We start from the raw sequence: 21,805 nt of genomic DNA, 5'->3' as shown, positions 1-21,805 counted from the left end.
CGGGTGGGTGTTCAGCTAAATATATCAACGATTTTTCAAATATATCGATCATAAACGGGAATATATCAACGATTATTTCAATATATCAACGTTTCGACAAGGAATATCGATCTGTCGACAAGATAAGACAAAAGAAAATCCTCATATACCCCAAACATTTTATAAGAACAGAGAACGACTAGGTTTAAGACAAATCCACTTGAACAACCACCCACTGAATTCTCTATTAAACTTTTTGACAAATCCACCCCTCCCTCCACTATCTGGAATTATTTCCTGCATTAGCAAAAGTTTCTCATATAAAAAGGACAATCTTTTGCTTTTTCTCACAATGCGAGTACAATGTAAAATAGCAAGAAAAGACGAAAAGTATTTACAGGATTATTGTGTGCGCATAGCGTAAATGGCAGTAAGGAACTGAGAGGAGGTTTTTTCTCTGAATACAAATAAAGAAACAATCATCCACCTTTATCATACAAACGATATACATAGTCATTTTGAAAATTGGCCGCAAATTTCTCGGTTTGTTCTAGGGGAGAAAAAGCGAAGACAGGAAGCGGGAGAGACGGTTTTGACGATTGATATCGGCGATCATGTGGATCGTTTTCATAGTATTTCGGAAGCGACAAATGGGCTTGGGAATACGAAGCTTTTAAATGAGGCGTTATATGATTATGTAACGATCGGAAATAATGAAGGAATTACGTTAGCGAAAGAGCATTTAAATCGGCTCTATGATGATGCTGGATTTGAAGTACTTGTCGCAAATTTATTTGAAAAAGAAGGTGTACGTCCATCATGGGCAAAGCCTTATAAATTACATACAACGACAGATGGGATTACGATTGCTTTTATCGGGTTAACTGTTGCGTATCCAGAGTTTTATCAAATGCTCGATTGGCATATTGAAGATCCGCTTATCCATTTAGAGTCTATTTTAGAAGAAGTGAGAGATGAGGCACATATTACAGTTGTCCTTTCTCACCTTGGAAAAAGTATGGATGAGTATATGGCAGAGCATTATGATATAGATGTTATTTTAGGGGCACATACGCATCATTTATTTGAGCGTGGTGTTCTAATGAATGATACTTTACTTTGTTGCTGTGAAAAGTGGGGACGTTACGTTGGGCACGTGCAGCTTACTGTGGATAAAGAGACGAAGAAGCTGTTGAAAAAGGACGGTAGAGCGATTAAGACGGAACGGTTAGGTGCTTATAGCGAGCCGTTATCCACAATTGAAATACTGCAGGAAGAAAGTAAGCATATAATGGCAGAGCCTGTCGTTCATTTAAAAGAGTCATTACAGGTTGATTGGTTTCATGAGACGCCGTTTTCTCATATGTTAGCAAGTGCGCTGAAAACATGGTGCGGTGCAGAAATTGGCATGGTGAATGCTGGTGTACTTCTTGAAGGGTTAGAAGAGGGTGTCGTAACGCGCGGAGATATTCACAGAATTTGTCCACATCCAATTAATCCGTGTGCTTTGAAAGTTCCAGGAAAGATATTAAGAGAAGTTATTTTGAAAGCACGTAAGCCGAATATGGAGAATCTTGAGGTGAAAGGATTCGGATTTCGTGGGAAAGTGATGGGGAAAATGATTTACGCGGGTGTAGAAGTAATTCCAGATACGATTCCTGGGAATAAAATTTTACTCGAAGATGTATTAATTAACGGGGAATCGCTGGAATTAGAGCGTATATATACAGTAGGAACAATTGATATGTTTACATTTGGCTACTTATACCCAGAGCTATCCACACTTTCTGACAAACAATATTATATGCCAGAACTACTTAGAGATGTGTTAACAGATATGTTAATAACTTATAAATCTTCCGTTAAACTATAGGCTAGTTAACTTGTAACACTCATTTTTCTCTTGTCATACAGATAAGAAAGAGAGGAGTGTGAACTATGGTTAATGTGGAGCCAATTATAATTGATAATTATACGTTTATTGCGGTTAGCGTGAAACTTCCAAAGACAAATTTGCTAGCTGTAATGAGCGATAAAGGATATATTATGTGTGGTGCATTAGATGTAGGTCTTTTAAATGAGAAGTTAGGTGATCGAGGAATTATTGCTGGCCGTGCGGTTGGTGTAAGAACGATTGAACAACTTCTTGAAGCGCCGCTAGAATCGGTAACGACTGGAGCTGAAGCATTAGGCATTCCAGCAGGAACGATTGGAAAAGAAGCATTATTAAAAATGAGATAAGCATATATCGTCCCTCCTTCTTGCATAGAAATGATATAAGAAGGAGGTTTTTTTATGAGTATATTTCGCTCGAAAAACTCGCGGTTTCGAAGGGGACCTATTGCCTTTCGGTATATACTGCTTATGTCGTTTATTCTTTTTGTTATATTACTTACGCAAGGGTTGTGGATTGTGAATAATAATATTCAGCCGACCTTAATTAAATATGGGGAAGTAGAGACGCATAAAATGGCGACGGCAATTATGACGAAGGCGGTAAAGGATCGAATTAATGAAGGATTCGATGTAGATTCATTAATGAAAGTACAGAATGATAAAAACGGAAAAGTATCTACAATTAATTTAAATACAAAGCAAGTAAATGAAATCGTAACGTCAACGACCACGTACATAGAAAAATATTTGCAGCAAGTAGAACAAGGGAAGTTGAAGGAGCTAGGTATTTCTGAAAAAAACGGGGCGACTATGGCAGTTCCTTTTGGGCGTGTAACTGATAATGCACTTCTTGGTAATATAGGACCGGATATTCCGATTCATTTCACGCCAATTGGGCATGTGAATACAGATATTAAACAAAAAATTGAGCCGCATGGGATTAATACTACAGCAATTCAAATTGTTATGGAAATGGAAGTAACATTGCAAGTAATTATTCCATTTCATACGAAAGAGATAACGGTGAAACAAAATGTTCCGATTGCGACGCGTATCGTTCAAGGGGAAGTGCCTACGTATTATGGAAGCGGAAGTGTTGCTGTACCTGATAAAAGAAAACAGATAGTTAGTTGTAAATAAAGTGAAATCCGGCTCAGCCAGGCTTTTAATGGATAAAAAATAACCGTAGCAATGCAGCTACGGTTATCGTTTTGTATTTGCTCGTTCTTTGCGTTCCCAAAGGCTTAAATGCATGTATGGATCGAAGGCCCATTCTGTATAGCCATTGTCTTTATACATGCCAAAATGTAAGTGGGGCGGAAATTTTCCGGCTGTACCAGGAGGTCCATAACCAGTGCTACCAACAAATCCGATTACTTTCCCTGGCTCAACAATTTGTCCAAGCTGTATTTCTTTTGAGAACCCGCCTAAATGAGCGTAATAATGGTAATTGTTATGAAGGTCGCGAATACCAATGCGCCATCCACCAAGGCGGTTCCAACCTTTCGTTTCAATAATGCCATAGCAAGTCGATCTTACTGGCACGCCATATCCGGCGAAAATATCTGTTCCTTCATGAATCCTTCTGCCGCCAAAACTTCTTCCAGCGCCGAAAGTACTACGGTAGCTATGGTCACTACGGATCGGAAGAGGAAAAGCATTTCCCTCTAAATTAATACGTCCATAATGTTTATAAATTTGGGCATATTCGCTAATTAAATCAACTGTTTTTGCACGTCTATAATATTCCCAGAGCATAATTTTAATACGGTCTTCTGACGTTCCTTGTTTCCTTAAAATAGTCGCTGCGGTATGCAGAAGATCACGGTCGCTATTTGCATTTGCAAATCCATCTTTGTCACCATCTAAACCTATTCCGCCAAATAGAGAAATTGTATGGGGGAGAGTATCGTTACTATTAATAGGTCCAGCCCATATTTCTGGTTTGAAATAAAGGGAAATGATGGCATCTGGTTTTTTCGGAATATCTTTTCTTACGCTCCGTATATTTCTTTCATATTGATCCATTGCAGCTAAGTAATACCATGGAATGCCTGAAGACTGCTCGGTTTCTTTATATAGTGCCATGCGCTTTTCGTATATGCTTTGCTGATTATCTTCACCGTAAGCGATGTTTTGGTGGAGAAGAAAACAAATAGAAAGCAAAAGAGAAATTTTTCGAAGCATGAAATAGACTCCTTTCACAACATCACTCTTTTTAGTGTGGGATATACGGAGTATTTCATTATAGGGAACGATTGGAAAAAATCTTAGAATCTTCATTTGAGCAAATCGCTTTCATACGTTAGAATAGATATGTTACATTGAAAGAAGCGAACACGGTAAACTATTTCATATTGTGCGGAGTTGATAACCATGACAAAACAAACAGAATATAAGCGCAAGCCCGAATGGTTGAAAATTAAGTTAAACACGAATGAAAACTATACAGGCTTAAAGAAAATGATGCGTTCTAAGAATCTTCATACCGTTTGTGAAGAGGCAAAATGTCCGAATATTCATGAATGCTGGGCTGTAAGAAAAACAGCAACATTTATGATTTTAGGTGCGGTTTGTACACGTGCTTGTCGTTTTTGTGCGGTTAAAACAGGCTTACCAACTGAGCTTGATTTACAAGAACCAGAACGCGTAGCAGATTCAGTAGTACAAATGGGCTTAAAGCACGTTGTTATAACAGCGGTTGCACGTGATGATTTAAAGGACGGGGGAGCAGCTGTTTTTGCTGAAACAGTACGCGCAGTACGTCGTAAAAACCCATTCACGTCTATTGAAGTATTACCATCTGATATGGGTGGAGTAGAAGAAAACTTAAAAATGTTAATGGATGCAAAACCAGATATTTTAAACCATAACATTGAAACAGTACGTCGATTATCTGACCGAGTTCGCGCTAGAGCAAAATATGAACGTTCATTAGAGTTTTTACGTCGAGCGAAAGAAATGCAGCCTGATATTCCAACTAAATCGAGCATTATGGTGGGCTTAGGTGAAACGAGAGAAGATTTAATTGAAGCAATGGATGACTTACGTGCAAACAATGTGGATATTTTAACTCTTGGGCAATACCTACAACCATCTAAGAAGCATTTACCAGTTCTTAAATATTACCCACCAGCAGAATTTGCAGAGCTTAAAGAAATTGCACTTAGCAAAGGATTTAGCCACTGTGAAGCTGGCCCACTTGTGCGTTCTTCTTACCATGCGGACGAGCAAGTACGTTCTGCAAAAGAAAAAACAGCAGAAGCTAAATAATGAAAAAAAGAGAGCTAATGATTAGCTCTCTTTTTGTTTGTACTCTAAAACGGTATTTGGACATGTTAATAAAATCTTTTTTAATTCTTCTGTGGATAATTCAATTGTAAATTCAGGAACACCAGGTGTAATTAAAATTTTATCGTACGTATAAATAGCGTTATCCACAATAATTGTTACATCGTGTGAATATCCGAAAGGAGCCACACATCCCGGCGTACAACCAGTTTTGTCTCGCAGTTCATCAGGAGAACAGAGAGATAAGCGTTCTCCTGATAGTTCTTTCATCTCTCCCCGGTTGAGCCTTGTGCCCTCTAACGTAAAAAATACGTAATAATCTCCAGACTTTGATTTTAAAAATAAGCTTTTACTTGGGGTGCCTTGTAAGCCAAGTCTCTCGCGTACGATCCGATCGGTCTCATAATCGAGTACTGGTTCGTGTTCGAATTTTTCATAAGAAACATTTGTTTTATGTAGTAAAGCAAGTACGTCTTCGTACATATGAAATGATACCCCTTTCTATTGTTAGAACAGTCTCTTCTCGTGGCGTCAACTGAATGTTTTGGAAAGGGATATTACTTGGACGATGCTTCCCATAAGCGTTTTATGATACATTGTTCGTCGATTGTAATTTCGTAAATATCAGGATTCGTTAAAGTTCTCCATTCATTAAAGCCAATTGTATGATCAAAATGCTTTAAAATGAGCGTAAGTAAATTGCCATGTGTAACAAGTAGTGTTGTCGTATGGTTTAATTGTAAAACGTCTTGAATAAGCGATAGGGCCCGGTCTGTTGCTTGTTTTGTTGACTCTCCGCCTGAAAAGGCAATATCTATATTTGTAAAAGTAGATTCTAGTTTTTGCATCCAATCATCCATTGGAATGTTGCTCAATATGCGTTCAGTTAATCGTTCATCTTCTTGGATAGATAAGTTAGCTTGGAGCGCATAGGGCCGAATGGAATCGATAGCTCGGACAAATGGGCTTGAAATAATATGATCGATTTGTAGATGATTTTCTAAGAGGAATGTAGCAAGGGTGTTTGCTTGGTCTTTTCCATCGGTCGTTAATTCATCATCACGTTTTTGCCCAATTGCTGAACAATGTCGTATTATAATAATTTTCTTCATAATTCATCCCCATCTTTCAAGTTGACGCTATATACTTCGACAAATGTAGAAATAATTCCTTTTTATTGGAAACAGTATATTGATTTAAATATGTGGAAAAGTAATGTGGATAATGAACATTTGAGGTGCAATCATGAATAAAATGATATGTATTGTATTTAGTCTTTGTTTTTTTATACACTTGTCCACAACTTATGCAGAGTCGAATCAAAAACTAAATTATCCAAGCAATCGAAATAAGTCATTTGTGAGTGAGGATGTTTTTTATAAACAGTTAGATAAGAAGATCTATAAAGAATACAAAAATGCAGCATATAGTGTTCGGAAAAAAATCTTATTTAAAGAAGTGCCTGATGAAGAATTTTCTTTCCTACAAAAAACAGCTGTCGGTTGTCGAGGTAGAGTGGTACTTCAAGATTTTTTTGTTCACTCTGATCGCCAAGTATACTTTTTCGCTTCTTTTATTCAAAATGAAGTAGGAGAGTTTCATAAATATATCGTTATAGATGCAGAAACAAAGAGGGAGCTGCAAGAGGGCAAAAGTTATCATCCATATAAAAAATAAACCACCAATTTTGGTGGTTTATTTTTTACTCCGGTACACTCATTAATTTCTCTTTCATTTTGCGAATAAGAACGACAGCGCCAATTGTACACAGAAGTGTAATTCCTTCGGCAACGAAGATGTTGATTGTTTTTGTTTGGTAAAGTGCCGCGAAAAAGTCTACAAATGCGTGGAATAGTATAGCGTATACTAGGAAGATATATTTCTTCTGTTTGACTGCGTATAAAACAAGCATTGTAAAGGCGATTTGAAGCACGAGTGCCATAATTCTTTCTAAGCTACCAAGGAAGTATAAGTAGGCAGGTTGCTGAATTAACATGTCCTGTAAAATGCTAAGCTCGGGTTTTTGTTCAATCAGTCGAGCGAAGCTACCATCGTTAATAGAATTAGCAAAGATTAATGCTTGTAATGCAGAAAAACCGCCAATTAAAATAGATTCAATTCCGCCGTGACCAATTCCATAAGCGAAGCCATCTTTATATTCTAGATATTTTTTTAGTAAGAAGAAGAAGGCAACGAAGCGTCCTAATTCTTCAAAAATACCAGCAGTCAATCCGCCATAAATTGCGAAGACAAACGGATTTTCTAAAAATGGAGCGATTGTTGGATTACCCCGCATAAATAGGTGGAATGGTGTTTCAAGAATTTGGGTGAATCCGATAAAGATAAGAACACCAACGCCGACCACTTTCCAATTCATATTATATTTTTTACGGAAATAAACGAGTACGATAATTGGGACCAGAATCGAGACAATGAGTTGAAAAATGATGCTGGCAATTACAGTATTTGAAACCATACTTTCACCGCTTTCTAATATATGTACATATCTATTATGCATGAAATAGGGGAGAGATGAAACTTTTAGAAAGAAAATGAATTTACTTATTGACTCTAACGTTGCGTCATACTTTATCGTATGTACTAAGGGGGAGATACAAATGACAATGAGAGTAAAAGAAGTAGCTGATTTAGTTGGAATTAGTGTGCGCACACTGCATCATTACGATGAAATTGGGTTGTTAACCCCAGACGAGACGACAGAGTCTGGATATCGTCTGTATTCCAATGAAAATTTAGAGACATTGCAGCAAATTTTGTTTTTTAAAGAGCTTGGCTTCCCTTTGAAGAAAATTAAAGAGATTATCATGAGTCCATCATTTGATCGCGAAGAGGCACTACAGCTTCATAAGAAGATGCTTCTTGAAAAGCGTGCCAGATTAGATAAGGTGATTGCGACGATTGATAAAACAATTCAGCATACAAAAGGAGAGATTGAAATGACGAATAAAGAGAAATTTGAAGGATTCGATTTCAGCCATAACCCATATGAAGAAGAAGCACGTGAAAAATGGGGAGACGCAGCTGTAGATAAAGCGAACGAATATGCAAAAGGTATGTCAAAAGAGAACCAAGAGGAGTTTAATGCTATTTATAGAAATTTAGCAACGCTTAGACACGATGCACCAGATTCTAAAGAGGCGCAGGCAGCTATTAAAGTATGGTACGATTACTTGCAAAACTTCGGTGAATATTCGTTAGATGCTTTTAAAGGACTCGGTCAAATGTACGTCGCTGATGAGCGCTTTACGAAAAATATCGATAAGTTTGGTGAGGGATTAGCGCAGTTTATGTGTGATGCGATGGAGGTTTATGCGGATCGTAATAAAAAATAAAAAGTAAAACAGGTGGAGATTTTCTCCACCTGTTTTACTTTTTAATCATATCATTCAAAGTCTGATCTCCCGTATTGTTCAAATGAGGATTTTTACTCATTTCTCGTTTTAACATATCGAGGCTTTGTGTATATTCTGTATCATTTAATGCGCCAGATTGAAGCCCTTGAATTTGAGAAATCAACTTTTGGTCTGTTGATACATATGCTTTATAATAGCGAGGAACGATGGACAAAGCAGCTCTATATACTTGATCCGCTACGAGTTTTGGATCCGTTGTGTTTGCACGGTATACAACGAACACTTCATCATCAGTAACGAGTGTAGCAGCGTTTGTAACGTCAGGAAGTTTGACTGTCATGCTTGTAATCATTTCAGCGACCTTCTCGCGATTAATGGCCCCTACTTGTTTGTTAGATACTTCATGCTTTTGTTTAGAAGAATAACCGACTCTTGTGAGTCTTGTATTTGTATTTTCCGTATGATACATGTCGTTTTTATTGGAAACAAGAACACGGCTTCCTTCTTCACGTTCCATTTCAGCTTTGTTCGCTGATTGGCAGCCTGCAAATAAGGAAAGAGTGAGAAGGGAAAGTAAAATTTGTTTTTTCACGATGTATCACCTCCTTCTCCATAGCATGTACTAATTTGCAATTTTTTGTATTTGAAATTGTTGGTTGTTATGCTTTGTGATACGATAAAAAGAAGAATGCTTAGAGAGGAAGTTAATGATGGAGCAAAAGCAAGAGATTCATGCTACGGTGAGCATTAATAATGTTCAGTACGAAGTAATTAAAAACTTTCGTGACGGTTTTAGTGAAGAAGCATTTAAAGAGCGCTATGCAGAAATTTTAAATAAATATGATTACATCGTTGGGGACTGGGGATATGAGCAACTTAGATTGCGCGGATTCTTTGATGATAGTAACCAACGTGCGACATATGATACGAAAATTAGTACGTTAACGGAGTATTTATACGAGTACTGTAACTTCGGTTGCGCACATTTTGTATTACGAAAAGTGAAGAAATAAAAAAATCCTCTTACAATTGTAAGAGGATTTTTTCATAGCAGTTATACCAATTGTGAGGAGGCTGTTTACTTGAAAAATAAACAGCACCTCGACAAATATAATGATTCTTTTCATACAAATGCAATGAAACGGGATTGCCAGTGAAAGCATCTAATCGTATGCCCGTATAGTCTTTTCGTTTTGCTTCATTTTCCCAAAAGGATAAAAGTACTTTGCTATATCCTTTTCCTTGGGCGAAAGGATGGATGACGAAAGAATGGACGATAAGAAAGCGACCGTGTGTTTCTGACCAATCAATTAGCTCATATTCTGGAGATTGCCACTCATTCAACACAACAGCACCAACGAGCGAATCATGCTCAAATAGGCAGCAGAGTTCACCTTGTTCTAAGTGATAGGCAATATGTTCTCGAGTCGGATATGAATCATCCCATTGATAAATTTTCTTTTGTAAGAGCGCTTTTTTACATTCTGTATACATTGCATCTAATTCGTCTAATAAATTCATCGTACCTTTTCTCACATTTAGCATGAGACTCCCCCTTATAAACAAATTGAAATAGAATCGCCTTCAGAAAGTATTGTATTTGGTTTCATTTGTTGTCCGTTTAATTGAATATCCCCATTTTTAATTTTATCCACAATGCGTGTACGGCTCCAGTCGGAAATATATGTGGATAAGGCTTTATCAATGCGGTGGGAACCGAAAACAATATCTAATACGATCGTGATTTCGGTTATGCCGCTTTCTTGATGTTGCGTAATGGAAATGGTAGTAGTTGTTTCTGGCTGATCCTGCTGCGTCATATCGACTGTTTCAACGTGATCAGTAAATGCTTTATAAATACGAAGTTTTTGATTCCACGTATGGTCTTTCGGACATTTATAAATGGCAAAGCGGTATATGTTTTTTCCGTTGGCGTTATGCCTACGAATATTTGTGTCGGTAAATAGGGTAGTACGTCTGCAATTTTTACAATATTTTTCGATTGTGTTTTGCTCGTTTTCATATAAACTCCAAGAAAGTTGTACTTTCTGCATTTTCCTTCACCTCTTATAGTAGTGGTAAAGGAACGTAATACAGCTATTTGGATGTCTTGTAGTATGAAGGCATGAGAAAAAGACAAGAATAAAAGGAGGTCCCCAAAGAGGAACCTCCGTAAACATCATACTACAGATGCAATACGCTCCTTTGTAATGGGAATGGGCAGACTACTCCCTTGAAAAAGCACGGTGCTTTTTTGAGAGTAATGCTATCCAATTGCTGGTCCATTACAAAGTAGTTGTTGGCATACGTAGATAACGTCCTTTCTATCCAAATAGATTTATTCTTAATTATAACACAAAAGATTGAAAATTCTAAATACTCGTGATGAAAAAACACCAGCTAAAATAGCTGGTGCATACGATAAATTATATAAGTTCAAATAAAAATGAGCGTAGTTCTTCTGCAATTTCTTCAGTCATAGAAAATGCATGCTCTAAGTAGCCTGGTTCGTTTAAATCGTCAGCACCGATGATTGCAAATTTATTGCGTTGCATATCAAGGACAATTGTTTTACCGTAATGACGATCGGAGTATAATAGCGCTAAATCGTGACGCTCATTTTCTCCCATAAAGCTAACGAAACGAGTTTTTGTAGCGACAGTATCGTCGTACAGAAAGAAACGTTCTTCCATACACATGGCTCCTTTATTAAATATCTAAGTTTAAGTGTGGTTTATGATCTAAATGGTGATGCGTTTTAATGAATCGTACTGTTCTTGTTTTGTAACGCATTACGATAGAGTATGTTTCAGCTAAATCTCCGCCAAGGAATTTAACACCGTCTAATAACTCACCAGCAGATACACCAGTTGCTGAGAAGATTGCATCATCCCCAGATACTAAGTCATCTAACATAAGAAGTTGACGAGGATCTTCTAATCCCATTTCACGACAACGAGCTTCTTCTTCTTCGTTCATTGGAACTAAGCGAGCTTGCATTTCACCTTCAAGGCACTTTAATGCTGCTGCAGAAATAACACCTTCTGGAGCTCCGCCAATACCTACGAATAAGTCGATACCCGTTCCAGGTAGTGCTGTTGCGATTGACGCACCAACATCACCGTCACCAAATAATTTTACGCGTGCACCTTTTGCACGAACACGGTCAATAATATCTTGATGACGTTCACGTTCTTGAACGATAACTGTTAGATCGCGAATCTTTTTATTGTTAGCTTCTGCTACAATTTCAATTGTTTTTTCAATTGGATCATCTAAGCTAATTTTACCAGCTGCTTTTGGACCAACCGCGATTTTTTCCATGTACATATCAGGAGCATGAAGAAGGTTCCCTTTGTCTGCGATTGCAATAACTGCCATTGCATTTGCAAGACCTTTTGCAACGATGTTTGTACCTTCTAATGGATCAACGGCGATGTCTACTTCTGGACCGTTACCTGTTCCTAGTTCTTCACCAATATACAACATCGGTGCTTCATCAAGTTCTCCTTCACCAATTACAACTGTACCTGCCATGTTTACTGAATCGAACATATCACGCATTGCTGTAGTTGCTGCATCATCTGCTTCATTTTTCTTTCCGCGGCCCATCCACTGTGCGGATGCTAAGGCAGCTGCTTCTGTTACACGGACAATTTCTAGTGCGAGTTCACGTTCCAAGATTCCATTCCTCCAATTTCAAAAATCATACAAATATAACTATAACAAATAACGGAGAAAAGGTGAATTCGAAAAATTGTCGATTTTTTCAGAAGAAAGCGTTACAATTAAAATGTAAATGCTTTAATTTCCAGGTAGGTGACATTCATGTATTTTGTAGACAGAAAGAAAATAGAACAAATGCTAGTATGTTTAGAACGAGCAACAAGTACATTTCAAGAGAAAAAGATATATGAAACCGAGTTTGAATTTTACGCATTAGAGCGCATAGCCCATCTTATTATTGATTGTGTATTAGATGTAGGAAATGCGATGATTGATGGATTTATTATGCGCGATCCAGGAAGCTATGAAGATATTATTGATATTTTAATGGACGAGCGAGTGATAAGTGAAGAAGATGGACAAGGGATGAAAGAAATTATCCTTCTTCGAAAAATGCTTACGCAAGATTATATTCAAATGAATCATGATGAATTATATAAGACGATTCAAAAACATATTGCAGTGGTAGAAAGGTACCCAGCAAATATTCGCAGTTATTTAGAAAAGGAATTAGGACCTGTATCTGCATTTGTACCAGAATAATTATGCTTATAAGATCCCCAGAGAATGCCTTTTGGGGATCTTATATTGTATGTGAGAAAGAAAAGGGAGAAGGGTGAAGTATGGGGGAAGCACGTACTACGAAAGACGAGATTGTACAATTGTTGAAAGTAAAGGGAGAGCACACGGTAGCGGAACTAGCTGACGTTTTAGAGATTACAGAAATGGCGATTCGAAGACATTTAAGTAATCTTGAGAAAGACGGACTCATTTATTCTAAGATGGTAAGGCAACATGTCGGAAGACCAACTTATTTGTATGGATTAAGCGAAAAGGGAGAAGATACATTCCCGAAAGAGTATAAGCAATTTGCGATTGATATGCTAGAAGATTTAGCTCGAATGGGCGATGAAAAAATACTTCGTTACGTTTTAAAAGAGAGAACGAAGCGAATGGAAGAACAGTTACAAAAGAGAGTGAGTAATCAAAAGAATTTAGCATATAAAGTGCAAGAGATAGCAGCTATGCAAGAGAAAAATGGCTATATGGTTCAAATAAAGAGAGATGGAGAGAAATCCTTCGTAATTGAAAAACAAAACTGTCCGTTAAAGGAAATTGCCGAGAGATTCCCGCAAGTGTGTGAAGATGAAAAAGAAATGTATAAGCGTTTATTTACGAACGCAGAAGTGAAAACGCTAGCAAATATGTGCGAGGGCGATTGTAGTTGTTCTTACCAAATAAAAGAGAAAAAATGAACGTTATGGGGCGCTTTAAGGTAAAGCGTTTTTTTCTTTTGGAAAAGCGGGTAATATAAGAGTGGTATGATAAGGTGAGAACGTTAGCATAGAAGGAGAGACATAATCGATGTATAAAGGTTACTTAATTGACTTAGACGGTACGATGTATCGCGGAGAAGAACAAATTGAAGAAGCAAGCGACTTCGTAAAAGCATTAGGAGAGCGCGGCATTCCATATTTATTCGTTACGAATAACTCAACTCGCAAACCGGAACAGGTAGCAGAAAAGCTTGTTCGTTTCGATATTCCAGCGAAAGCAGAGCAAGTATTCACAACGAGTATGGCGACTGCGAACTTCATTTATGAACGTAAACAAGACGCAACTGTATATATGATTGGTGAAGAAGGCTTACACGATGCACTTGTGGAAAAAGGATTTGAACTTGTGGATGAAAATCCTGATTTCGTTGTTGTGGGTTTAGATCGTGACATCACATATGAAAAATTAGCAAAAGCGTGTCTTGCTGTGCGTAATGGCGCGACGTTTATTTCTACAAATGGGGATATTGCCATCCCAACTGAGCGAGGATTATTACCAGGTAATGGTTCATTAACATCAGTTGTAGCAGTATCAACAGGTGTGGATCCAATCTTTATCGGAAAACCAGAATCAATCATTATGGAACAAGCTTTGAAAGTGCTTGGCATAGAAAAGAATGAAGCATTAATGGTTGGGGATAACTACGATACAGACATTTTAGCAGGAATAAATGCTGGTATGCATACCCTTCTTGTCCACACTGGAGTCACAACTGTGGAGAAGTTAACAGAATACGAAGTACAACCAACGCAAGTTGTGCATAACTTGACGGAGTGGATTGAGAAGATGTAATGAAATGCAGGTAGCCGGAAGAGGTTACCTGCATTTTTTATGCATAATTGCATATGTACTATAGGTATGCGGAATGTAAAATTTAAATGTATTGATATAAGGGAGGAATAAGAATGTACTGGATGTCATGTATTATGCTTGTTTTTACATTATGCGTTTTGTTCTTTGTTCTATGGAAAATATATAAAATAAATGAAATGAAAAAAAGCGCAGGAAAACTTATTGCAATGTATCCTCGGGTGAAAAGACGTTGGATTGCATTACTTGGACCAGCATATTTCATTGGACAATGTATGTATATATATGCTCAGTACGTAAGTGGCGATATTGATACAGTTGAACAGTTTTTTATTCAGCTAGGTATTCATGCTGTAGCAAGTTGTTTTATGACTTTAATAGCTATACATCTTATTAAAAGTGTACAAATATATGAAAAAGGTGTAATAGATGGATTAAACTTTTATTCATATGAAGAATTGAAAGGCTATAAAACATCAACATGGGAAAATCCAAAAGAAAATATATTTTTATATCGCGGGCGAGAAAAAATGAATGACAATGTGAATTTACTTATTAGACAGGAAGATATGAATGAATTAGAAAGCATTCTTCAAAGATATATTCCGAAATTAATGATGAAATAAAAAAACTCCGGTTGTTAAAGCCGGAGTTTTTTTATTAGAATGCACGATTCACAACGTTTTTAACCTCTTCAAGATATTGCTTACGCACACTGTCATCCACAGAAGGGACACTTGTATAGAATGTATGCTCAATTGTTTCAATGCCTGTAAATTCAAAAATACCAACATCCGCTGTTTTCTTCATTGCATCAAACATGCCGCCTGCTGTGTATGCCTCTTTCGTATTGCCCATTGTAGATAATAACAATCCTTTTTTACCGCTTAATAACTTTTCAATGCCGTTTTCACTGTAAGCATAAGCAAATCCATGGCTAAATACACGGTCAACGTATCCTTTTAAAATAGCAGGAAGTCCCGCCCACCACACTGGATAAATGAATGTAATGCTGTCAGCCCAAGAGATATATTCTTGTTCTTCTTTAATATCTTCTGGTGTGTTTCCTTGAGAAAATGAGATGAAATCGGAAGCGCCTAATACTGGATTAAAGTTTAATTCGTATAGATCGCGAACGCGTACTTCGTGACCTTTTCCTTCTAATTCACTTTTTACCGTTTCTAAAATCGCATGGTTGAAGCTTTCTGTATTCGGGTGTGCATAAACGATTACATGTTTCATTTTTCTTCCTCCTATTTGTGGATATGTGAATAGCTATTTGTATTTCTGTAACTATTATGGTTACTACTTTTATAGAAGTCAAGTAATACATATGTATGTATAAAAAGACGCTCGAAAATCGCCTTTTTATACCCCGCTCATACAAAGTACAAAGAAGACGAATAAAATGATAACAATACCAATGCCGAAGTTAAATACGAGAGTACTATCCATATATGTAGCCTCCTTGTTTGAAAGTAAAAAGCACTCTAGTTAAGAGTGCTTTTTTATTTTGAATCTACTTTATAACTTTTAGAAAGTGATTCATGAGTGTCATGATTTACATTATTTTATGTATTTATACTTTGAAATGAGTAAGTCCTTGTTGGATATAGAAAAAAGACACTCGTTCGAGTGTCTTGTAAGATGACAAAATGTGCCAATTGCTTGAGGTTGATAAGACGCTAATTTCCGTGTTAACGCCTTTTCTCTAATCAAGAAGTGTAGCAACAGCGATTCAAATAAATTGTACCATCTGTTTAACCGCGGTGCGTATGCAATTGTGCATATGATGATCATGAGGTAGGTAATGAACTGTGAATAATTTGAAGTGATTTATTTACGATTTCTTCTGCGGCATATATGCCGATTGCGTCTGTTTTTAAAATATGGGGTTGTAAGTTATCATGCATTGCCCCTAACTCACCATGAAGTGGTGCGAAGGCATGGTTCGCCTTTTCAAGCATGCATAAATCAAGTAAAGAATCCCCAGCTGTAATAATCGTATCTATTTGCAAAATTTCTTTTATATATTGCACGGCGTCCCATTTATTAATTGGTTTTGGTACAAAGTATAGCTTTCTACCTTGAAGTGAATGATTCCAGCCTTGTTTGTCTAACCAGGAAGTGAAGGATGATAATTCATCATAAGGAATGTTCTCCCGTTTAATAATGCAATAATGGAATAGATCATCAGCTGTTTTTTGCGATATAACCCAATCCTTATGAGCTATTTGTCCAAATTCCTTTAGTATGTCGTTTCTCTCTATACATTCAACCGATAGTCTTTCTTTTACTTTCCTGTTCCAAGTACCATCTTGTTTCCCGTTATGAAGGATATTGCCGCCGTTACTTGTAATGGCGTATTCGGGAATGATTTCGTTTTGGAATAAAGCAATACGCTGAAACTGCTTAATAGTTCTTGTTGTAACTGGGATGAAATGTGAGTGCAGTTGTAATTTTTTTAGTAGTGAAATGGTTTTATGTGATATGAAAGAAATTTCTTTCCCATCTATAGTTTCAATGAGTTGAATTGATTCATCTTCTATAGGGGCACGAAACGATTTCCGGGAATAAATAAGCGTCTGATCAAGATCACTGGCGAAAATCATCTTGTTTCCTTCCTAAGAGGCTTAATGAGCCCGCAACATGAATAAGCCATATTCTCATAGATTTCAATTGGGACATTCTTTTCTTTAGCGAGAAGTAAAATATGCTTTAAATCGGGATTGTTTTGCTTACGTATTAAAATTTTCCACGGTATTCTCCGGAGTAATACACGAGTTGTTTCACCGACTCCTGGTTTAATTAAGTTAATATCGTCAATTTCAAAGTGATTTTGGATAGACTGTATATCTTTTAATCCTTGCCAAGAGGGATCAGTGTAAGTTGAAGTAATATAACGTAATTGATTATCTATATGAGAATGAACAGAAGGGAATAACTCTGTTACCTCATCAACGAAGAAATTTGATAAGTCTTCTTGTTCTAGATCTTTATAATATTTAACACCATGAAAATCATTTGGACCGATATAGGTGTCATTTAGTACAGTGCGACTAATTAGTCCAGAGACTGTTGCATTTAAGCAAGCGCTAGGAATAAGAAAATCTTCACGTGTACCGTAAATTGAAGTACAGTAACCGGGATCAGCAAGCACAGCCATACAATGAGAAATGTGTGTATTATTTCGTTCGTTAAATGTGTGTACTGCATATTCTAATTCTTTTTTTATTGCACCTTTTCCAGTCCACCCATCAATGAATTGAATTGTTTCTTTAGGGTGATGTTCCAAAATATAATGGAGTGCATTTTCATCAATACCGCGTCCGCGAACAATAGAAATACAATAGTGAGGTACATCAAGGTTGTATTGATAGCGTATGTAGCGTTTGATAAGAATGCCAATAGGTGTACCAGCACGAGCTAATGAAACGAGGACAAGGTTAGTTCCTTTAGTTTGTATAATCTGTTCGGCGACAACTCCAACAGCGATGGCTAGTTTGTGTTTATATTGTTGCAGGGAAGAAAAGAATAAATCCATATACGCTTTAGATGGTTTATATTCCATTGGTAACATTTCGGAATAATGTGTGCCAGCTTGAATTGCTTGTTCTCTAGTTTCCGTGGAACTTTCTTTCATTAAATCACTAATATCTGTTAATAGAAAAATAGCATCATTTGGATTGTAACTACTAATATGAGAATTTACTTTTACCATAATTATCAACCTTCCTTTTCTATGCTATTTGAAAATGAGACGATATGAATAAAAGGAATAACTGTTTGTAACTGCTGTAGAAGAGGAAACAGGGCTTCTTCTCCTAAATCACGCTCAATAAAAACAAATACTTCATCGTAATCATGAGGTGAAATATTATAAAAGTAATTTGTAATAGTAGAATTTTCAGGACTTGGATATGAGAAATGATTATGAATGGCGTAGTTTACATCATTTGAAACAGGATGGATAGGGCTTCTTGTTGTAGATTGATATAAAATATTTTCACCCATTTCAGCAGCAATTTTCATTGGGATATACATAAATTCACCCGTTCCGAGACAGAGTGTTCGTTTTCCCATTCTTTCTCTTTTTAAAGTTTTTCCTGCTTCTTGAGCGAAAGAATGAATGTGCTTTTGTTCATATGCTGAAATGCCAAATCGCCCAGTATATTTTATATAATTTGATGTATAGGGTGATTTTGGACAGGTAAGGGTATGCTTTTTGAAATCAGGTTTTGTTTCTTTAATTTGAATATCTGTTTTTGCAATATTTAATGGTTGGCCAGTTGTATGAATACTGCCTTCTAATAAAGAAATAACATGAATCTTAATTTGAAGTTCTTCTTCTAATTGTTTAAATTGTTTTCTATTAGTATGAGAACGCCAGTCTAATAAAGAAGCAATTATATATTCTTCTCGTGGGAATTTATTTTGAATAGATCTAATAATATTTAATGCTGTTTTTCCTGTTGTCATCTCATCATCTACGAGAACAATCGGGTTGTTGTTTTGAAAAAAGCTTTCATCTACATAACAACGGTGCGATGTTGCATGAGAATGTTCTTCCTCAAATGTAATGACAGATTCTAGGTGGGGTATCGATTCCCTAGTTGTATGCACATACTTTGCATTTTGAAAGCATTGAAACATAGAATGACCAAGTGCTGTCGCTGTTTCAGCGAATCCGATGAACACAACTTCTTCTTGCAGAGGATATTGATAACGAAATACTTCCTCTGGGATTTCATCAATTTCTAATGAAATGAGATTTAAAATTTCTTTTTGAAATGGATGAGAAATATTATGTAGTATTTCCAAATATCTTGCAGCGAGAGCAACTCCACTTGATAGAGAGACTGCAGGTTTAATAGGAAGATGCTTTCCAAGGATTGTACTCACAAATAAAAAACTACGTTTCTTATTTATTCTCGCAGCCATTTGAAAAAGATTGTCTAGCGCTAAATTATATGGATTATCACGTACTTCTACATGGACTTGTATATTATTTAAAACGTTATACGTATTGCTTTGCGTTTGTAATAAGGAGATCGGTGAATTGTTTGTTTTCATGTAGCACCCCGTAAATATTAGATTTTAAAATGGTTTTGCGAGCCCAGCCATAATGAGGTTTTACTTCATTCATTTTGTTAGAAAAACTGCTTTTTAGCACTCCATTATACGTATCTGCATTTTGTAAAATTGATCTCGCATCTAAATAATCTTCCATTGTGACAATGTGCATTGCCTGTACAACTTTAATATGAGATGGGTGAATAACTGTCTTTCCGATTAAGCCATTTGCATGGTCAAGTGATACCTCTTGAATAAGCCCTTCTTCATGATCATTAGAAAAATATTCCCATACACATCCTGAAATAATATATTCATTTGTTGCCCTTGAGAAAACGTTAATAATGTCTGAAATACAATCACGGACAACGGTAATATGATAGATAGGTGTGTATTTATTGCGCCGAATACTAAATAGACTTGAAAAATCAGTAGCACCAATACGTACATTTAAGATGTAATCGTGATAAGAATCTAGTAAATCCTTTATTTGTAATAATGATTCTGCCCGTGTTTCCTTATACATAATTTCGGGGGATTCTAAAATCGGCATGCCATATAGCGATAATGAGTATAACTCGTTTATATATGCAAGCTGATCGATATAAGTCTTTCCGTTAATCGGTGTGAATTTTGGAAAGACAAAACCACATAAACAATGAACAGCACTACCTAATTCAGTAACAATTGTCTTCAGTTGACTTGGCTGTCGAACTCTAATAAAAAGAAGCGGGATGTCTGCTTGATTTAGTATGTTGGCACTGACTAAGTTAGCGATTTGCTGTATTTGAACGACGATGTTTTGCTCTGCAAGTTTTACTTCCTCATCGCTGATAGCGTCCTCTAGACAAAGAATAATTGAGGTAGCATCCACATGTTTCTTTCTAATTATATCTTCCGCAATTGTTTCTTTCGTGCCAGGAGTATATAGTGTGGCGCCTAGTGCGTAAGCTAGTTGTTCTTTCCCTATATTTTTTGAAAAACTAAGAGGTTCTTTATAGAAAAAATTTTGCCGTTCTTCCGAGGAGAGATAAGAAAAGTAATTCAAATTGTCACCACCTTATTTGTAATGATTCTGTTTAATCGTAACATAATAAGAAAAATCTTCCATAAAAATGAAGCGATAAATTTAAAAAATATATTGAGAAAGATGAATTATAAGATGAATATCGAATATTGTTAATAGAAATATAATAGGGGGAAAGAGAAAGTGGATATACATAAGTTAACGATAGAAGAAGCAAAGAAGATAAATACGTGGACGTACGAGGAACCTTATAGTTTATATAGTTTTTCAGGCGAGAAAGAAGTAATAGAAGAGCTATTAGATGGAACGTATTATGGCTGTTGTGACGATCAAGGAGAGTTCATCGGCTATTTTTGTTTTGGAGAAAATGCACAAGTACCAGGTGGAAGAGATGCTAATTTATATGATGGAGAAGATTTGATTGATATCGGACTTGGTATGAAACCGGCGTTAACTGGGAAAGGAATGGGGAAAGAATTTTTCCAAGCTGGAATAGCATTTGCCACGAAAGAGTTTAATGCAAAAATGTTTCGATTAAGCGTAGCGACATTTAATACAAGAGCGATTACGTTATATAAAAATATCGGATTTAAACAAGGGACTATTTTTTTGAGTCGCGGAAGAGAATTTATGCTTATGGAATACGAAAGGCCGTCAGAATGAAACTGACGGCCTAGAAAACATTATTATTCTGAGTGCTCAGCTCGGTGCGCTAAACGGCTTGAAGCAGCGGCAGCGATTCCGCCAACGATATCATCAAGGAACGTGTGCACCTTTCCAGTTGATTTATCATTTAAGTATTCTAAAATACCAGGTTTTAATTTATCAATATATCCAAAGTTCGTGAAACCGATAGAGCCGTACACGTTCACGATAGAAAGTGCGATAACTTCATCAATTCCGTATAAGCCTTCATCACGTTTTACAATATCTTGTAACGGTTCACTTAGCATTCCCTTTTCAGCAAGGACATCAAGCTCGATACCAGTAATCAGTGCGTTTTGTACTTCACGTTTTGATAGTACACGTTCTACATTGTAACGGCATTCTGACATCTCTAAATTTGGATGATATTTTTTTTGAAGAAAATGAACAAGTTCAGCAATATCGTCAATTGTTACACCACGTTCTTGTAATAGTTGTAATGCTCTTTCTTGTAGTTGATTTGATTCTTTCATGTTTATCACCTTTTTTTCTTTTTAGTATTTGTATACGTTTCGTTGCTTTATCATGTGCATAGGAATGAAAGGCGAGCACAAGCTCATATATATAAAGAAAAACCATAGGTGGC

General features: G+C 36.5%; 27 protein-coding genes. 12 read left to right on the top strand and 15 right to left on the bottom strand.

What is annotated here, in order from left to right; translation table 11 throughout:
- The first annotated feature begins 436 nt into the window (after positions 1-436).
- The 3 genes from V7S45_RS24710 (at position 437) to yunB (ending at position 3,015) form a co-directional block, all read left to right on the top strand.
- On the top strand, positions 437-1,852 hold the full coding sequence (locus V7S45_RS24710) for a bifunctional UDP-sugar hydrolase/5'-nucleotidase (protein WP_342761917.1): 1,416 nt from the start codon (positions 437-439) through the stop codon (positions 1,850-1,852).
- Positions 1,853-1,917: 65 nt separating this feature from the next.
- Complete coding sequence (locus V7S45_RS24705) at positions 1,918-2,220, top strand: DUF1805 domain-containing protein (protein ID WP_000248466.1); 303 nt, start codon at positions 1,918-1,920, stop codon at positions 2,218-2,220.
- A 54-nt stretch (positions 2,221-2,274) separates the two neighbouring features.
- Complete coding sequence (gene yunB, locus V7S45_RS24700; RefSeq protein ID WP_342761535.1) at positions 2,275-3,015, top strand: sporulation protein YunB; 741 nt, start codon at positions 2,275-2,277, stop codon at positions 3,013-3,015.
- 63 nt (positions 3,016-3,078) lie between these two features.
- On the opposite strand, the gene V7S45_RS24695 is transcribed toward yunB, so the two are convergent.
- Positions 3,079-4,062: a M23 family metallopeptidase gene (locus tag V7S45_RS24695; RefSeq protein WP_000944665.1), complete on the bottom strand. Its 984-nt coding sequence runs from the start codon at positions 4,060-4,062 to the stop codon at positions 3,079-3,081.
- Positions 4,063-4,251: 189 nt separating this feature from the next.
- Between V7S45_RS24695 and lipA the strand changes: the two genes are divergently transcribed.
- Positions 4,252-5,148: a lipoyl synthase gene (lipA, locus tag V7S45_RS24690; protein WP_000166372.1), complete on the top strand. Its 897-nt coding sequence runs from the start codon at positions 4,252-4,254 to the stop codon at positions 5,146-5,148.
- Between the two features lie 21 nt (positions 5,149-5,169).
- Here the strand turns inward: lipA and V7S45_RS24685 are convergent, their stop codons facing one another.
- Both V7S45_RS24685 and V7S45_RS24680 read right to left on the bottom strand, forming a co-directional pair.
- Complete coding sequence (locus V7S45_RS24685) at positions 5,170-5,649, bottom strand: YbaK/EbsC family protein (RefSeq protein WP_000272746.1); 480 nt, start codon at positions 5,647-5,649, stop codon at positions 5,170-5,172.
- Positions 5,650-5,723: 74 nt separating this feature from the next.
- Positions 5,724-6,278, bottom strand: a complete 555-nt coding sequence (locus V7S45_RS24680) for a histidine phosphatase family protein (RefSeq protein WP_000720176.1) — start codon at positions 6,276-6,278, stop codon at positions 5,724-5,726.
- A 133-nt stretch (positions 6,279-6,411) separates the two neighbouring features.
- Between V7S45_RS24680 and V7S45_RS24675 the strand changes: the two genes are divergently transcribed.
- On the top strand, positions 6,412-6,843 hold the full coding sequence (locus V7S45_RS24675; RefSeq protein ID WP_025686793.1) for a hypothetical protein: 432 nt from the start codon (positions 6,412-6,414) through the stop codon (positions 6,841-6,843).
- A 25-nt stretch (positions 6,844-6,868) separates the two neighbouring features.
- Here the strand turns inward: V7S45_RS24675 and V7S45_RS24670 are convergent, their stop codons facing one another.
- Positions 6,869-7,684 (bottom strand): YhfC family intramembrane metalloprotease, encoded by an 816-nt coding sequence (locus V7S45_RS24670; RefSeq protein WP_002204855.1) that lies wholly within the window; start codon positions 7,682-7,684, stop codon positions 6,869-6,871.
- A gap of 100 nt (positions 7,685-7,784) precedes the next feature.
- Here V7S45_RS24670 and V7S45_RS24665 point away from each other — a divergent pair, with 100 nt between their 5' ends.
- Entirely contained in the window at positions 7,785-8,519 is a 735-nt protein-coding gene (locus tag V7S45_RS24665; RefSeq protein ID WP_000178775.1) for a MerR family transcriptional regulator, read from the top strand.
- 34 nt (positions 8,520-8,553) lie between these two features.
- On the opposite strand, the gene V7S45_RS24660 is transcribed toward V7S45_RS24665, so the two are convergent.
- Positions 8,554-9,132: a YhcN/YlaJ family sporulation lipoprotein gene (locus V7S45_RS24660; protein ID WP_000744132.1), complete on the bottom strand. Its 579-nt coding sequence runs from the start codon at positions 9,130-9,132 to the stop codon at positions 8,554-8,556.
- A 118-nt stretch (positions 9,133-9,250) separates the two neighbouring features.
- Between V7S45_RS24660 and V7S45_RS24655 the strand changes: the two genes are divergently transcribed.
- Positions 9,251-9,553, top strand: a complete 303-nt coding sequence (locus V7S45_RS24655; RefSeq protein ID WP_000435943.1) for a YutD family protein — start codon at positions 9,251-9,253, stop codon at positions 9,551-9,553.
- Positions 9,554-9,563: 10 nt separating this feature from the next.
- Here the strand turns inward: V7S45_RS24655 and V7S45_RS24650 are convergent, their stop codons facing one another.
- The 4 genes from V7S45_RS24650 to glpX form a co-directional block, all read right to left on the bottom strand.
- Positions 9,564-10,085: a GNAT family N-acetyltransferase gene (locus tag V7S45_RS24650; RefSeq protein ID WP_342761534.1), complete on the bottom strand. Its 522-nt coding sequence runs from the start codon at positions 10,083-10,085 to the stop codon at positions 9,564-9,566.
- Positions 10,086-10,096: 11 nt separating this feature from the next.
- Entirely contained in the window at positions 10,097-10,594 is a 498-nt protein-coding gene (locus V7S45_RS24645; protein ID WP_086385640.1) for a cytoplasmic protein, read from the bottom strand.
- A gap of 372 nt (positions 10,595-10,966) precedes the next feature.
- On the bottom strand, positions 10,967-11,233 hold the full coding sequence (locus V7S45_RS24640; protein WP_000392606.1) for a DUF3055 domain-containing protein: 267 nt from the start codon (positions 11,231-11,233) through the stop codon (positions 10,967-10,969).
- A gap of 16 nt (positions 11,234-11,249) precedes the next feature.
- A complete protein-coding gene (gene glpX, locus V7S45_RS24635; protein WP_000439090.1) occupies positions 11,250-12,221 on the bottom strand; it encodes a class II fructose-bisphosphatase in 972 nt (323 codons plus the stop codon).
- Positions 12,222-12,368: 147 nt separating this feature from the next.
- On the opposite strand from glpX, the gene V7S45_RS24630 reads away from it, so the two are divergent.
- The 4 genes from V7S45_RS24630 (at position 12,369) to V7S45_RS24615 (ending at position 15,040) form a co-directional block, all read left to right on the top strand.
- Positions 12,369-12,809 (top strand): DUF86 domain-containing protein, encoded by a 441-nt coding sequence (locus V7S45_RS24630; protein WP_025686790.1) that lies wholly within the window; start codon positions 12,369-12,371, stop codon positions 12,807-12,809.
- An 80-nt stretch (positions 12,810-12,889) separates the two neighbouring features.
- Complete coding sequence (locus V7S45_RS24625; RefSeq protein WP_000503345.1) at positions 12,890-13,522, top strand: metalloregulator ArsR/SmtB family transcription factor; 633 nt, start codon at positions 12,890-12,892, stop codon at positions 13,520-13,522.
- A 109-nt stretch (positions 13,523-13,631) separates the two neighbouring features.
- Positions 13,632-14,396: a TIGR01457 family HAD-type hydrolase gene (locus tag V7S45_RS24620; protein WP_000276467.1), complete on the top strand. Its 765-nt coding sequence runs from the start codon at positions 13,632-13,634 to the stop codon at positions 14,394-14,396.
- A 113-nt stretch (positions 14,397-14,509) separates the two neighbouring features.
- Positions 14,510-15,040, top strand: a complete 531-nt coding sequence (locus V7S45_RS24615) for a hypothetical protein (protein WP_000289910.1) — start codon at positions 14,510-14,512, stop codon at positions 15,038-15,040.
- Between the two features lie 34 nt (positions 15,041-15,074).
- On the opposite strand, the gene V7S45_RS24610 is transcribed toward V7S45_RS24615, so the two are convergent.
- From V7S45_RS24610 to V7S45_RS24590, 5 genes are all read right to left on the bottom strand, one after another.
- On the bottom strand, positions 15,075-15,656 hold the full coding sequence (locus V7S45_RS24610; protein WP_025686789.1) for an NAD(P)H-dependent oxidoreductase: 582 nt from the start codon (positions 15,654-15,656) through the stop codon (positions 15,075-15,077).
- Between the two features lie 554 nt (positions 15,657-16,210).
- Complete coding sequence (locus V7S45_RS24605) at positions 16,211-17,026, bottom strand: HAD hydrolase family protein (RefSeq protein WP_025686787.1); 816 nt, start codon at positions 17,024-17,026, stop codon at positions 16,211-16,213.
- Positions 17,023-18,135: a cysteine protease StiP family protein gene (locus V7S45_RS24600; protein WP_342761533.1), complete on the bottom strand. Its 1,113-nt coding sequence runs from the start codon at positions 18,133-18,135 to the stop codon at positions 17,023-17,025. The genes V7S45_RS24605 and V7S45_RS24600 overlap by 4 nt, the downstream gene beginning before the upstream one ends.
- 5 nt (positions 18,136-18,140) lie before the next feature.
- The gene (locus V7S45_RS24595; RefSeq protein ID WP_000856298.1) at positions 18,141-19,487 is read right to left on the bottom strand and encodes a phosphoribosyltransferase family protein; all 1,347 of its coding nucleotides are present in this window, start codon (positions 19,485-19,487) and stop codon (positions 18,141-18,143) included.
- Positions 19,432-20,535 carry an HpcH/HpaI aldolase/citrate lyase family protein gene (locus V7S45_RS24590; RefSeq protein ID WP_342761532.1) on the bottom strand — a complete coding sequence of 368 codons (1,104 nt, stop codon included), beginning with the start codon at positions 20,533-20,535 and terminating at the stop codon, positions 19,432-19,434. The genes V7S45_RS24595 and V7S45_RS24590 overlap by 56 nt, the downstream gene beginning before the upstream one ends.
- A 162-nt stretch (positions 20,536-20,697) precedes the next feature.
- Here V7S45_RS24590 and V7S45_RS24585 point away from each other — a divergent pair, with 162 nt between their 5' ends.
- Entirely contained in the window at positions 20,698-21,177 is a 480-nt protein-coding gene (locus V7S45_RS24585; RefSeq protein WP_025686783.1) for a GNAT family protein, read from the top strand.
- Between the two features lie 23 nt (positions 21,178-21,200).
- Here the strand turns inward: V7S45_RS24585 and V7S45_RS24580 are convergent, their stop codons facing one another.
- On the bottom strand, positions 21,201-21,692 hold the full coding sequence (locus tag V7S45_RS24580) for a phosphatidylglycerophosphatase A (protein WP_000665103.1): 492 nt from the start codon (positions 21,690-21,692) through the stop codon (positions 21,201-21,203).
- Between the last annotated feature and the right edge of the window lie 113 nt (positions 21,693-21,805).

It is taken from the genome of Bacillus sp. BR3(2024) (genome assembly GCF_039134555.1).
GTDB lineage: Bacteria > Bacillota > Bacilli > Bacillales > Bacillaceae_G > Bacillus_A > Bacillus_A cereus.
This window is presented reverse-complemented; position numbering and strand designations above follow the sequence as displayed.